Annotated in this window: 10 protein-coding genes and 4 pseudogenes; 10 read left to right on the top strand and 4 right to left on the bottom strand. The window is 34.9% G+C overall.

Annotated features, from left to right (window positions below):
- Window positions 1-2 precede the first annotated feature (2 nt).
- Both OOT12_RS05005 and OOT12_RS05010 read left to right on the top strand, forming a co-directional pair.
- Window positions 3-338: a GPW/gp25 family protein gene (locus OOT12_RS05005; RefSeq protein ID WP_264685227.1), complete on the top strand. Its 336-nt coding sequence runs from the start codon at window positions 3-5 to the stop codon at window positions 336-338.
- Window positions 339-340: 2 nt separating this feature from the next.
- A pseudogene (locus tag OOT12_RS05010) lies at window positions 341-1,114 on the top strand (baseplate assembly protein); the annotation flags it as partial.
- Between the two features lie 22 nt (window positions 1,115-1,136).
- Here the strand turns inward: OOT12_RS05010 and OOT12_RS05015 are convergent.
- Window positions 1,137-2,369 carry an IS256 family transposase gene (locus OOT12_RS05015; protein WP_264685173.1) on the bottom strand — a complete coding sequence of 411 codons (1,233 nt, stop codon included), beginning with the start codon at window positions 2,367-2,369 and terminating at the stop codon, window positions 1,137-1,139.
- Between the two features lie 98 nt (window positions 2,370-2,467).
- Here OOT12_RS05015 and OOT12_RS05020 point away from each other — a divergent pair, with 98 nt between their 5' ends.
- The 5 genes from OOT12_RS05020 to OOT12_RS05040 all read left to right on the top strand — a co-directional run bounded on the left by OOT12_RS05020 (window position 2,468) and on the right by OOT12_RS05040 (window position 6,921).
- A complete protein-coding gene (locus OOT12_RS05020) occupies window positions 2,468-3,628 on the top strand; it encodes a phage tail protein (protein ID WP_262986419.1) in 1,161 nt (386 codons plus the stop codon).
- Between the two features lie 168 nt (window positions 3,629-3,796).
- Entirely contained in the window at window positions 3,797-4,498 is a 702-nt protein-coding gene (locus OOT12_RS05025; RefSeq protein WP_264685229.1) for an ankyrin repeat domain-containing protein, read from the top strand.
- 38 nt (window positions 4,499-4,536) lie between these two features.
- Window positions 4,537-4,989, top strand: a complete 453-nt coding sequence (locus OOT12_RS05030; RefSeq protein WP_264685230.1) for an ankyrin repeat domain-containing protein — start codon at window positions 4,537-4,539, stop codon at window positions 4,987-4,989.
- A 4-nt stretch (window positions 4,990-4,993) separates the two neighbouring features.
- A complete protein-coding gene (locus tag OOT12_RS05035; RefSeq protein WP_262986422.1) occupies window positions 4,994-5,425 on the top strand; it encodes a DUF2924 domain-containing protein in 432 nt (143 codons plus the stop codon).
- 2 nt (window positions 5,426-5,427) lie between these two features.
- Window positions 5,428-6,921: a recombinase family protein gene (locus OOT12_RS05040; RefSeq protein WP_264685231.1), complete on the top strand. Its 1,494-nt coding sequence runs from the start codon at window positions 5,428-5,430 to the stop codon at window positions 6,919-6,921.
- Between the two features lie 102 nt (window positions 6,922-7,023).
- Here the strand turns inward: OOT12_RS05040 and OOT12_RS05045 are convergent.
- Window positions 7,024-7,188: pseudogene (locus OOT12_RS05045) on the bottom strand (IS256 family transposase); the annotation flags it as partial.
- A gap of 70 nt (window positions 7,189-7,258) precedes the next feature.
- On the opposite strand from OOT12_RS05045, the gene OOT12_RS05050 reads away from it, so the two are divergent.
- The 3 genes and pseudogenes from OOT12_RS05050 to OOT12_RS05060 all read left to right on the top strand — a co-directional run bounded on the left by OOT12_RS05050 (window position 7,259) and on the right by OOT12_RS05060 (window position 10,130).
- Entirely contained in the window at window positions 7,259-8,491 is a 1,233-nt protein-coding gene (locus tag OOT12_RS05050) for an IS256 family transposase (protein WP_264685173.1), read from the top strand.
- 33 nt (window positions 8,492-8,524) lie between these two features.
- Window positions 8,525-8,992 (top strand): annotated as a pseudogene (locus OOT12_RS05055) (IS256 family transposase); the annotation flags it as partial.
- A gap of 49 nt (window positions 8,993-9,041) precedes the next feature.
- On the top strand, window positions 9,042-10,130 hold the full coding sequence (locus tag OOT12_RS05060) for an IS481 family transposase (protein WP_019236582.1): 1,089 nt from the start codon (window positions 9,042-9,044) through the stop codon (window positions 10,128-10,130).
- A gap of 154 nt (window positions 10,131-10,284) precedes the next feature.
- Here OOT12_RS05060 and OOT12_RS05065 read toward each other — a convergent pair.
- A pseudogene (locus OOT12_RS05065) lies at window positions 10,285-10,737 on the bottom strand (transposase); the annotation flags it as partial.
- A gap of 610 nt (window positions 10,738-11,347) precedes the next feature.
- The gene (locus OOT12_RS05070; protein WP_264685232.1) at window positions 11,348-13,351 is read right to left on the bottom strand and encodes an ankyrin repeat domain-containing protein; all 2,004 of its coding nucleotides are present in this window, start codon (window positions 13,349-13,351) and stop codon (window positions 11,348-11,350) included.
- Window positions 13,352-13,413 lie beyond the last annotated feature (62 nt).

Here is a 13,413-nt window from a genome sequence, read left to right on the forward strand (position 1 = left end):
AAATGAAGGGTATGGATGGTAAAACAGGAAAAGCGTTAGAAGGAATAGAGCACTTAAAGCAATCAATAATTGATATACTTACGACTCCTATAGGATCACGAATTATGATGAGGAATTACGGGTCTAGGCTATTTGAATTATTGGATAAGCCAATAAATAGGGATTTAACTTTGGAAATTTACGCATCAACTGCAGAAGCACTGGGGAAATTTGAGAAGAGATTTAAGTTAGAAAAAGTAAAAGTTGAAGGAGTAAAAGAAGGAAAAGTGACGCTTGATCTAGAAGGATTGTATCTGCCAATGGGAAGAAAGATTCGCTTCGATGGGGTTGTAGTATAAAGATGCAGCAGCCAAATATTATTGAATCACTGAGCTTTGAAGAGATTTTTTCTCGGATGAAGGAAGAGTTAGTGAAAAGTTTTACAGCATTAGTAGAAAGTGACCCAGCGATGAAGGTATTAGAAGTAGCAGCATGGCGAGAACTTTTGCTTAGAGAAAGAATAAATGAAGCAGTAAAGAGTAACTTACTTAAATTTGCGACAGGAGAAGATCTTGATAATTTGGCTGAGTTTTATGGAGTAGAGAGAGAAAAAGAAGAAGAGGATGAAAGATTTAGAAAGAGGGTAAAAGCAAAAATAGCAGGTTGGTTAACAGGAGGAAGTAAGGAATATTATAAATATCATGCACTGTCAGCAGATAGTAGAGTAAAAGATGCACTAGTGGAATCAACTATACCAGGGAAAGTACAAATCTCAATCTTATCAACACAAACTGGCATAGTGTCAGAAGAGCTACTAGAAATTGTAAAAAAGCAGGTTACTAGAGATGATATAAGGGTTTTAACCGATACAGTAACAGTAATTGGCTGCAATATTATGGAAATAGATATCCACAGTAGAATGAGCATAAGTCCTTTAATATCAGAGGAAGAAATCAAGAAGCAGTTTATTAAGAAGTTTGAATTAGCAAAAAGATTAGGGTGGAGTGTAACAAGATCATGGATAATAGCGAATCTATTTGTAGATGGTGTAGAAAATGTGGAATTGATCGAGCCAAGAGAGGATGTTGTGGTTCTGGGAAATGAATCTGCAAATTTGAAAAATGGGAACGTTCAAAAAAGTGTGTCAAGCCGCATTTTTAGTTCAACTCAATTTTCAATCTATCTGGAAAGAAAATATCAAGTTGAGAAATAGTTAAAGCCCAATTAGGGAGAGCCATAATCCACTTTTGCTCTACCTTTTTTATAGCACAATATACCTGTTTGTACAAGGCATTTGTACTAGTAAATGAACCCTTAGTTTTAGTAAATTTCCTGATTTGTCTATGCAACCCCTCAATTGGATTGGTGGTGTAAATCAGCTTCCTAACTTGCCCAGAATACTTAAAATAACTGGATAAGTTTTCCCAATTGTTCTGCCAGGATTTTATAACTAAAGGATACTTCTCTCCCCATTTTTCTTCCAGCTCAAGCAGATAATTCTCAGCGATCTCTTTACTTGAAGCACGATATATTTTTTTCAAATCATTCATGAAAACTTTTACATCTTTGCTAGATACATATTTCAGTGAATTCCTTATCTGATGCACTATACATAGCTGTACTTCTGCCTTAGGAAACACACTATTTATAGCCGCAGGAAAGCTTTTTAGCCCATCAATGCAGGCAATTAGAATATCTTCTACTCCTCGCTCTTTTAGGTCATTTAGAACTCCCAACCAGAAGTTAGCTCCTTCACTTTCAGCCAAATAAAAACCTAATACTTCTTTTCTGCCATTTTGATTTATGCCCAATATATTATACATGCATTTACTTATACAATGTCCGTCCTCCTTGACCTTAAAGAACATGCCATCCATAAACACTATTGGATACACTGATTGCAGTGGGCGGCTGCGCCATTCATTGATTACTGGTAGCAGTTTATCAGTAATACTGGATATCTCTGCTGCTGATATTTTGTGGTCATATATTTCCTCAACATGTGAAGCTATATCTCTGTATCCCATGCCACTGGCATATGTGCTTAAGACCTTTGCTTCAAGTTCTGGATGTAGGCTTGTTTGCCTTTTTTTGACTATTTGCGGTTCAAAGCTTCCTTCTCTGTCTCTTGGTGTTAATAGTTCAAATGAGCCTGAACTTGTACGTAAAGTTTTTGCATTCCTTCCATTTCTTCGGTTATTTTCTTCACTTTTAGCTGACATGTGGCTTTCTATTTCACCTTCCAGACTTGCCTCTAGCAACCTTTTTATAAACGGTGTTAATGCTCCATCTCTTCCTGTCAATGGTCTTCCTTCTCGTATAGATGACAGGATATTTGTTTCTAATTCTTTATAATCTACCAAACCAGTAGTTCTATTTGCTTGACCCATATCAAACCTCCATTTTTTATATCAATTTATTACTTTTTTTTCGGTTTGACACACTTTTTTGAACGTTCCCTGAAAAATTTAAAGATTGAGTTGAATTAATGTTATTACCCCCAAACGCAACAAAGCAAGAGCAAGCACTGGTTGATGCAACAGATTATAAGGTTGATCCGAGCTGTATCAGAGGATTTAAGTTTAGTCTTAAAGATGAAATACTGCCGTGGATAATAGAAGAATATGGTTTAGAAGAAATACTGCGCTGGGTAAAAGATAGAAGAAAAGCCGTAATAGAAGGAGTAAAATTTCAAAGACTGAGAGGAACTCCAGCATCACTAAAAGTAGCACTAAAATGGGCAAATATAGAAGATATTACAATCATCGAAGAACCACCTGGTAAACACTTCTTTGAATTACAAATAGGAATAAAAGATGTTCCAAATGACTTTTTTGTAGATGCAGTAGTAGAACTTGCAAAACTATCGTTACCAGCAAGATCGCGGCTAATGAGGATTTTCAATGATCACTATAACGTTGATAGGTTTATTTTAGATGAAAGTTTATTTGGAAGTTTGTTATCAGACTACTCTGGTATAAAAGTTGAAAAAAATGGGCCAGTGTTATCGTTTGGAAGAATAAATTTTTTCAGTTCTAGAGGTCCGTTAGTAGAGATTGTAGACAACTATTTAAGAGAGCATTATGAACAAACATTTAGTAATGACATATATCGATTAGATGTAGCAGTACTTGGAGAAACAGAGCCTCACACAAAGGATTACAAAGGCATTTATGAAAGAAGTCATCAGTGGTATAACGTAAAAGCACTATATCCATTACCACAAAGTTTATTACCAGAAATTAAGTTTGCGAAAGCACAGATTGTACTGTCAGATAGCTGGAAATTAGGAGAAATAAATAGCTGTTTTCCTCTTTGTTATCAAGAAGAGATAGGAGGCACACTTTTCCTTGGTAATGATAAACTTTCTGATCAGCTATGGAACTTGGAATACACACCAATTTTGGAAAGATTTAATATCAGCTATGAATATGAAGCAAAGAATCTTACTGATCAAAAGGTTGCGAAAGCTAATTTAACGGAATATCACGTTAGTTGCAAAAATGATAGAAGTTCAGGAAAAGAAGATTCAATACACGAATTAGAAAATTACATTTTAGTGTTTTACCCAGGAGTACTGAAGTGGCATGAACATCGACATTTGCACAGAAGTTGGAAAAATAGTCAAGTAATATCTCTAATAAGTTAAGTACTTATATTTAGATCCTCATATATTATATTAATAATAGGTTAAAATGTATGAAATAAAAAGAAAAGGACTTGCTTTCTCATGCTAAAAAGGACATGACTTGAATAGCAGCAGGTAAATATAAGAAATTTGTCTGGCGCTAGAAAAGCTAATTTTGTGAGGTATGAAATGAGTTTTAGAAAGAGTAAGTTTTTTAAAGAAGTATCAAGTAACGATATTAATAAAAGAAATGAAGAAGGAGAAACGATCTTGCATCAAGCAGTAGAAATCTCCGATTACAAAACAGTGAGATTATTAATAAAAAAAGGGGCAGAGGTTAATGCAAGAGATAAAAATGGTTATACGCCACTACACTGTGCAGTATTTGCGAAAAGCTTAGAAAATGTAAAAGTGCTGCTAAGGTCGGGAGCAGAAGTAAATGCCACTCAATATGTCACTGGATGTACGCCACTGCACTCTGCGTGCAAAATAGGAGGAGCAGGAGTTGAAATAATAAAAGAGCTAGTAAAAGCAGGAGCTGAGGTTAATCAACTGAATAAATATGGTGCAACACCAATGTATTACATTTGGGAAAGTGAAAAGTATCGTCTGTGTGATAGCAAAGAGAGTGAAAGGGCAAGTAAATTTCTGAGAGAAAAAGGAGGAATAACAAAAAGTAGAGAACTGACGTGCTATGGAATAGAGAGGATAGTGGGAGAAATAGCAGACATGTTGAATGGGAGCTATATGCCGGAGCTAAAAATAATAGAGATAGGAGAAATAAGGAAGAAAGATAAATCACTAATAAAGGAAGAATGTGAAAATTTAGCAAGCAAAATAATGAGCCAAGTAAGTGAAATGATAGATGAGGTGGTGAAAAGGAGGGCTTAAAGAAGGGGTTTAAATTCAGAGAAAAGGTGAGGTAGGTCATGAGTAAAAAAGGAAAAGAGGAGTCACTATTAGAGAACTCATTTAAAAATATTTATGCAAGAGACAGAATAGCTCTGCATTACGCGGTAGACGCAAAAACAGTGAAGTTATTAGTTGAAAAAGGAGCGAATGTGAATGTAGCAGATGCGGAAGGATATACAGCACTGCATCTAGCGGTAACGGAGAAACGTCTAGAAAACGTGAGAGAATTGATAAAATCAGGAGGGAATGTAAATGCGGAAGAATATGGAAATAAATGCACTCCATTGCACCTTGCATGTATGGTGGGGAAAGTGGAAATAGTGGAGGAGCTAGTAAAAGCAGGGGCTGAAATAGAGCAAGCAGATAAATTTGGAATGACAGGGATGGATTATGCTAAAAGTAGCAAAAAGATAACCGAGGTATTAAAGAAAGAAACAGACAGAATTGAAAAGCTATTTATGAAGGGCTAAAAATATGGAGAAAGAAATAGAAAAGAAAGTAATGAATTTGGAGAAAAAAACGTTAGAAGAGCTAAGGAGAATGTGGAAGAAGGTATTTGGGGAAGAGGCACCTAAACATTCAAAGAAATATCTGATACCAAGATTAGCTTATAGAATGCAGGAAAAAGCGTATGGAGAAATGTCAAGAAAGGGGAGAAAAAGACTAGAGTATCTGGCAGATCGGCTAGAGAAGGGAAAAAGAATAAGTAGCGATAAACTGCCAGTAGCAGGAACAGAGCTAATATTAGAGAGAGGGGAAGAGACGCATGCGGTAATAGTAACAGATAAGGGTTTAATCTACAGAGAAGAATTTTTTACGTCATTGTCAGCAGTAGCCGGAAAAATAATGGGAATGAGTTACAACGGCCCTTTATTATTTGGAATGCGTGAAAAAAATGGAAGTTGAAAATGCTAAAAGAAGTAAGATGTGCAATATATACGAGAAAGTCAAATGAGGATGGACTAGAACAAAAGTTTAACAGTCTTGATGCGCAACGAGTAGCATGTGAAAAGTATATAAAGAGCAAAGAAGGCTGGGTAGCATTGGCAAAAAAGTACGATGATGGAGGATATTCAGGAAAAAATTTAGAAAGACCAGCGATAAAGGAATTATTTGAAGATGTCAGAGGAGGAGAGATAGACTGTGTAGTAGTATATACACTAGATAGGTTATCAAGAGAAACAAAAGACAGCATAGAAGTAACGTCATTTTTTAGAAGGCACCGAGTAAACTTTGTAGCAGTAACACAGATATTTGACAATAATACGCCAATGGGAAAATTCGTACAGACAGTATTATCAGGAGCAGCACAACTAGAAAGAGAGATGATAGTAGAGAGAGTAAAAAATAAAATAGCAACATCAAAAGAACAAGGTTTATGGATGGGAGGAACTTTACCGCTTGGGTATGATGTAAAAGATAAGGAATTAATAATAAATGAAAAAGAAGCAAAAACAGTGCAGCATATATTTGAAAGATATTTGGAGCTGAAGTCAATGGCAGAGTTGGCAAGAGAGTTAAACAGGGAAGGATACCGAACAAAAGCAAAAACGGATATCTTTAAAAAAGCAACGGTGAGAAGAATAATAACAAATCCAATATATGTGGGAAAGATAAGACATTATGACAAACAGTATGAGGGAAAGCATGAAGCAATAATAGAGGAAGAAAAATGGCAAAAAGCGCAGGAATTGATAAGTAATCAGCCATATAGAAAAGCAAAATATGAGGAAGCGCTGCTTAGGGGAATAATTAAGTGTAAGAGCTGTAGTGTAAATATGACACTGACATACTCAAAAAAAGAAAATAAAAGGTACCGATATTATGTATGCAACAATCACTTAAGGGGAAAGAATTGTGAATCAGTAAATCGAACAATAGTAGCAGGAGAAGTAGAAAAAGAAGTGATGAGAAAAGCGGAGCAGATATATGAAAATTGGAGAGAAAAGACCGAAGAAAAATGGGAAAATTTAAATTTTGGAAAGCAGAAAGAAGTAGTGAAAAAGTTAATAAAAGGAGTAATGATAAAAGAAGATGGAATAGAGGTGAGTTTAGAGGATAAGGTGGAATTTATACCAATAAAAAAGAAAGGAAAGAAATGCACAGTAACTGAGCCAGAAGGCAAAACAAACAATGCACTACTGAAAGCAGTGGTAAGAGCTCATTCGTGGAAACGTCAACTGGAGGCAGGAAAATATGGAAGTGTGAAAGAGCTGAGTGCCAAAATTAATATAGGTACAAGACGTATACAGCAAATTTTGAGGCTGAATTATTTAGCACCAAAGATTAAAGAAGACATAGTAAATGGGAGGCAGCCAAGAGATTTGAGGTTAGCTGAATTAAGGGAAATACCGATGCTTTGGGGTGAGCAAAGGGAGAAATTTTATGGATTAGCGGCGTAATTATACCATTTATAAAAACAACAAAAGGAGAGAAACTATGAAAACACCAAAACTATTGAAAGGTATTGGGGAACGTTCAAAAAAGTGTGTCAAGCCGCATTTTTAGTTCAACTCAATTTTCAATCTATCTGGAAAGAAAATATCAAGTTGAGAAATAGTTAAAGCCCAATTAGGGAGAGCCATAATCCACTTTTGCTCTACCTTTTTTATAGCACAATATACCTGTTTGTACAAGGCATTTGTACTAGTAAATGAACCCTTAGTTTTGGGAACGTTCAAAAAAGTGTGTCAAACCGAAAAAAAAGTAATAAATTGATATAAAAAATGGAGGTTTGATATGGGTCAAGCAAATAGAACTACTGGTTTGGTAGATTATAAAGAATTAGAAACAAATATCCTGTCATCTATACGAGAAGGAAGACCATTGACAGGAAGAGATGGAGCATTAACACCGTTTATAAAAAGGTTGCTAGAGGCAAGTCTGGAAGGTGAAATAGAAAGCCACATGTCAGCTAAAAGTGAAGAAAATAACCGAAGAAATGGAAGGAATGCAAAAACTTTACGTACAAGTTCAGGCTCATTTGAACTATTAACACCAAGAGACAGAGAAGGAAGCTTTGAACCGCAAATAGTCAAAAAAAGGCAAACAAGCCTACATCCAGAACTTGAAGCAAAGGTCTTAAGCACATATGCCAGTGGCATGGGATACAGAGATATAGCTTCACATGTTGAGGAAATATATGACCACAAAATATCAGCAGCAGAGATATCCAGTATTACTGATAAACTGCTACCAGTAATCAATGAATGGCGCAGCCGCCCACTGCAATCAGTGTATCCAATAGTGTTTATGGATGGCATGTTCTTTAAGGTCAAGGAGGACGGACATTGTATAAGTAAATGCATGTATAATATATTGGGCATAAATCAAAATGGCAGAAAAGAAGTATTAGGTTTTTATTTGGCTGAAAGTGAAGGAGCTAACTTCTGGTTGGGAGTTCTAAATGACCTAAAAGAGCGAGGAGTAGAAGATATTCTAATTGCCTGCATTGATGGGCTAAAAAGCTTTCCTGCGGCTATAAATAGTGTGTTTCCTAAGGCAGAAGTACAGCTATGTATAGTGCATCAGATAAGGAATTCACTGAAATATGTATCTAGCAAAGATGTAAAAGTTTTCATGAATGATTTGAAAAAAATATATCGTGCTTCAAGTAAAGAGATCGCTGAGAATTATCTGCTTGAGCTGGAAGAAAAATGGGGAGAGAAGTATCCTTTAGTTATAAAATCCTGGCAGAACAATTGGGAAAACTTATCCAGTTATTTTAAGTATTCTGGGCAAGTTAGGAAGCTGATTTACACCACCAATCCAATTGAGGGGTTGCATAGACAAATCAGGAAATTTACTAAAACTAAGGGTTCATTTACTAGTACAAATGCCTTGTACAAACAGGTATATTGTGCTATAAAAAAGGTAGAGCAAAAGTGGATTATGGCTCTCCCTAATTGGGCTTTAACTATTTCTCAACTTGATATTTTCTTTCCAGATAGATTGAAAATTGAGTTGAACTAAAAATGCGGCTTGACACACTTTTTTGAACGTTCCCTTGATGGGCTAAAAAGCTTTCCTGCGGCTATAAATAGTGTGTTTCCTAAGGCAGAAGTACAGCTATGTATAGTGCATCAGATAAGGAATTCACTGAAATATGTATCTAGCAAAGATGTAAAAGTTTTCATGAATGATTTGAAAAAAATATATCGTGCTTCAAGTAAAGAGATCGCTGAGAATTATCTGCTTGAGCTGGAAGAAAAATGGGGAGAGAAGTATCCTTTAGTTATAAAATCCTGGCAGAACAATTGGGAAAACTTATCCAGTTATTTTAAGTATTCTGGGCAAGTTAGGAAGCTGATTTACACCACCAATCCAATTGAGGGGTTGCATAGACAAATCAGGAAATTTACTAAAACTAAGGGTTCATTTACTAGTACAAATGCCTTGTACAAACAGGTATATTGTGCTATAAAAAAGGTAGAGCAAAAGTGGATTATGTGTATTAAACAAGACTTGATCTGACACTTTAAAAAAGTAAGTTATAAAATAATAAAAGAAAGGAGTGTTAGATATGAGTACGATACAAACAAAAATACTAAAACCAAAGTTAGGGTTATTAGAACTAGCAAAGCAATTAGGTAACGTATCACAAGCGTGTAAGGTGATGGGTTATTCGCGTGATACATTTTATCGATTTAAGGAGTTATATGAAAGTGGGGGAGAAGGAGCATTACATGAAATAAGTAAGAAAAAACCCCTATTAGCAAACAGAGTTTCCGAAGATATAGAAAGGGCAATAATTGGCATAGCTACAGAATTTCCAGCATATGGACAACAAAGAGCTGCAAATGAGCTGAGAAAAAGGGGTGTAATAATTTCCGAAGGTGGCGTAAGATCTGTATGGCTAAGAAATGACATTGAAACGTTCAAAAAAAGACTTAAAGCCCTTGAAGCAAAGGTTGCACAAGACGGCATAATTTTAACTGAAGAGCAACTTGCAGCATTGGAAAAAGTTAAAGAGCAAAGAGAAGCTCACGGTGAAATTGAAACAGAACACTCAGGTTATTTAGGGTCTCAAGATACTTATTACGTAGGCAATATCAAGGGCGTTGGGCGCATTTACCAGCAGACTTTTATTGATACATATTCGAGAGTGGCTTTTGCTAAGCTTTATACAGATAAAACTGCTATTACCGCTGCCGACTTGCTGAATGATAGAGTAATACCATTTTTCGATGTACAAAACGTGCCATTATTGCGCATTTTGACTGATAGAGGTACAGAATATTGTGGTAAACCAGAAAATCACGCTTATCAGCTTTATTTGGGAATTGAAAATATTGATCATTCAAGAACTAAAGCCAATTCACCACAAACTAATGGCATATGCGAAAGGTTTCATAAAACTATGCAAGATGAGTGTTACAATATTATCTTTAGAAAGAAAATCTACAGTTCTTTAGAAGATTTGCAGATAGATGTTGATCATTGGTTACGCTCTTACAATGAGACCAGGCCTCACTCAGGTAAATATTGCTATGGTAAAACGCCTATGCAGACTTTTCTTGATAGCAAACACATTGCTTTTCAGAAAAATATTAGTAACGTTAAACAAGAGACTGATATTAGTTTTAACTACCTCAATTCTTCTGTCAGTTAATTCGTTGCTGTCAGATTAAGTTGTGTCTAGTACAGATTATGGCTCTCCCTAATTGGGCTTTAACTATGTCTCAACTTGATATTTTCTTTCCAGATAGATTGAAAATTGAGTTGAACTAAAAATGCGGCTTGACACACTTTTTTGAACGTTCCCGCAGTTTATCAGTAATACTGGATATCTCTGCTGCTGATATTTTGTGGTCATATATTTCCTCAACATGTGAAGCTATATCTCTGTATCCCATGCCACTGGCATATGTGCTTAAGACCTTTGCTTCAAGTTCTGGATGTAGGCTTGTTTGCCTTTTTTTGACTATTTGCGGTTCAAAGCTTCCTTCTCTGTCTCTTGGTGTTAATAGTTCAAATGAGCCTGAACTTGTACGTAAAGTTTTTGCATTCCTTCCATTTCTTCGGTTATTTTCTTCACTTTTAGCTGACATGTGGCTTTCTATTTCACCTTCCAGACTTGCCTCTAGCAACCTTTTTATAAACGGTGTTAATGCTCCATCTCTTCCTGTCAATGGTCTTCCTTCTCGTATAGATGACAGGATATTTGTTTCTAATTCTTTATAATCTACCAAACCAGTAGTTCTATTTGCTTGACCCATATCAAACCTCCATTTTTTATATCAATTTATTACTTTTTTTTCGGTTTGACACACTTTTTTGAACGTTCCCTCTTAATTTACAAAAGCAACGGGAGATTGAAAAGAGTATGTGCAAGAAGGAGCTGCTACAAAGGGCCATGCCAAAAGATATTGAGATTGATGTAAGTCGATGTTACAAAATCAATTATGCGAAAATATTAATATAGATGATGAAGATTTTAGCATACTAGATGCAACAGTGGTAGACAATGTATACAATTTAGCTGCATATTTTAATAGTATAGCTTTTCTTATAGTAGTCCGAACAGGGTAAGATATGTGTTTATGGCTATAGTAGGCCAGTAGCATATTATGATTTATTTGGATTATTGTGAAAAGAGCTATAGATCTGGAAAAAAAATTCTGTAAAAGGTCGGCTCAGCCAATCGTGTTTTAATACAGTCTCATATCCTGAAAATACACCTTGTGGCCAGCTCCTGTACAATGACATCTCATTTTCCTGAAAAACAACATAAAAGAGTATTCTTAAAAGATTATTGATATCGATTCGACTCCTTTGCAATAATTTATTAACTGTAGTAATTTATATTTAAATAATAATTTTCAACTTTTATGGTAAATTAGCAATTTTTTCCCTAGAATCAGAAACTCTTCTTAATTCTTCACGTTTTACCCATGAACCCTTCTGCTTATTGGATTCGCTTATTAATTCAGGACGCATTAACCCACCAGATCTAGCAAAAACACCTCGGTCTATGGCTTCAATGACTGATAAACCTCCCAGTAAGCAATTTTGTCCTATTTCTTCATAATTTTCTATTCCCTCATTACAATCTTCTATTGCTTCATTATAACTTTCTATTTTATCAAGTAGAAGTAGGCCTTCTTCACTCACCTCTACTTTTATCCAATTTTTATTTTTCTCATCAGGATATAACCTAACTTCTAATTCTCCCAAACTAGTATAGAAAGTTAATACTACATCGCTGCCTTCTGTAAGATCTGTGTAATTCCTTATGCCATCTTCAATTTTAATTTCTACTTCACTATTACCGATCTTTACTATATTTCTTCCACACTTTACATCTCCATCTGTTAGACCTAAATCCCTTGCCCCATCTGTTATCTTTATAATGTCTATTTTACTATCTTTAGAATATTCTAAGTAAAAAACGGAGTTGTCTACTCTTGCATCTTTTAGCTCGCTATTGGTTGCACTTTTTGCGATTTCAATAAACTTATGAGAATTGCTAATATAATCTCTATAAGCTTTTTTTAGGTTAGTTTTATGCTCTTTAAATTCTGATGTCAGTGTGTTAGCATCAACTGTATTACCAAACACTGCCCCTTTTGATACTAATTGACATATTATATTACTAGCAACTTTAGGATTTTTTTCCAACTCACTGATTTTTTTCATCACATAATCGGTAAAAGTGTACTCATTACCTGAAAAGAAATCTTGTGAAAGAGAATAGTTTAATCGTACACCAGACTTTATAGCATCGTTTACAATCTCTTCAAGTTCAGCCATGTTTTGAGCCTGAAACACCTTATCAGAAAACTCATTTAACTTTTCCTTTTGATTTGAGGTTAAATTAACGAGTAATTTACTGACCTGTCCTTTCTTTTGCTGACGATAAATATTTATACCATAATCTAATGCTCCTGCTTCTAGAAATATTTTTCTTAACTCTTGAGCAAGATCTTCATTATCCCAAGCAAAACGATCAACATACGAAAACACTTTTGATTCACCCATTCCTTGCCTAATATTTAGCACTACTTTTAGGTCTGAATCTCTTTTATGCTTACTTAAAAACTCCTTTAAATTTTTAGTGCAGTCTGAATCGAGTACAAGTAAGTCATACAATTCCTTATTCAACTTTTTCTGTTTATCAGTTAAAAATAATTCTTCTATATTATAGCAGAGTTTATTAGTTGCTATTTGTTGTGGAGTTTTGCCCTTTCTACTTGTTATATTAGGTTTAGCTCCTTTCAAAAGAAGAGAGTTTGCATTATCGTGGTGACCTTTGGCAGCAGCAAGGTATAATGGTGTTTTTCCTTTATTATCTTGTATGTTAGGATCTGCGCCTGCTTCTAAGAGTAAATCTATAGCCTGATTTCCTGTGCGACGAAATCCACCAATCTTTGCTCCTGCAATTGCATGCAATACTGTTGATTGAGATTCTCCTCTTCTTAGGTTAAGAATTACTTTTAAATCTTTATTGTTTCTATTATCATGTAAAAATTCTTCAAGGGGCTCAGTATTATCAAATGAACCACAGTTAGAAGTTAAACATTTTAGAGCACTAAGTAACTTTTTGTTTAAATTTTTTTGACTTGGTGTAAGGTCATGATCTAGAGCAAACCAAACACAAATCTGTTCACTTAATCCAAGTTTGCTATCTATCAAAGATAATGGTTCATTATAGTTTCTGACTGATGGTAAGTCTCCTGAGTACCACATATCATTCATCAGCTCATTTAATAAATGCTCTTTAGATGATAGATGTTCTATAATTGATTCATATTCAAAATCAGATGGCTCTGGTTTGGATTTTAGCTTTATTTGATTGATGATAGATTTTGTTATCCCAGTAAATTTACCCATACTTACTCCTCTGAGCTAAAACATATGATATATTATATGCAATATATAACATTAAATCAATA

Source organism: Wolbachia endosymbiont (group B) of Parapoynx stratiotata, assembly GCF_947250635.1.
GTDB lineage: Bacteria > Pseudomonadota > Alphaproteobacteria > Rickettsiales > Anaplasmataceae > Wolbachia.

Coding starts and splice junctions, on each gene's coding strand:
- OOT12_RS05060 (WP_019236582.1), top strand. CDS start 9,042: ATGAGTACGATACAAACAAAAATACTAAAACCAAAGTTAGGGTTATTA.
- OOT12_RS05040 (WP_264685231.1), top strand. CDS start 5,428: ATGCTAAAAGAAGTAAGATGTGCAATATATACGAGAAAGTCAAATGAG.
- OOT12_RS05025 (WP_264685229.1), top strand. CDS start 3,797: ATGAGTTTTAGAAAGAGTAAGTTTTTTAAAGAAGTATCAAGTAACGAT.
- OOT12_RS05015 (WP_264685173.1), bottom strand. CDS start 2,369: ATGGGTCAAGCAAATAGAACTACTGGTTTGGTAGATTATAAAGAATTA.
- OOT12_RS05020 (WP_262986419.1), top strand. CDS start 2,468: ATGTTATTACCCCCAAACGCAACAAAGCAAGAGCAAGCACTGGTTGAT.
- OOT12_RS05030 (WP_264685230.1), top strand. CDS start 4,537: ATGAGTAAAAAAGGAAAAGAGGAGTCACTATTAGAGAACTCATTTAAA.
- OOT12_RS05050 (WP_264685173.1), top strand. CDS start 7,259: ATGGGTCAAGCAAATAGAACTACTGGTTTGGTAGATTATAAAGAATTA.
- OOT12_RS05005 (WP_264685227.1), top strand. CDS start 3: ATGAAGGGTATGGATGGTAAAACAGGAAAAGCGTTAGAAGGAATAGAG.
- OOT12_RS05035 (WP_262986422.1), top strand. CDS start 4,994: ATGGAGAAAGAAATAGAAAAGAAAGTAATGAATTTGGAGAAAAAAACG.
- OOT12_RS05070 (WP_264685232.1), bottom strand. CDS start 13,351: ATGGGTAAATTTACTGGGATAACAAAATCTATCATCAATCAAATAAAG.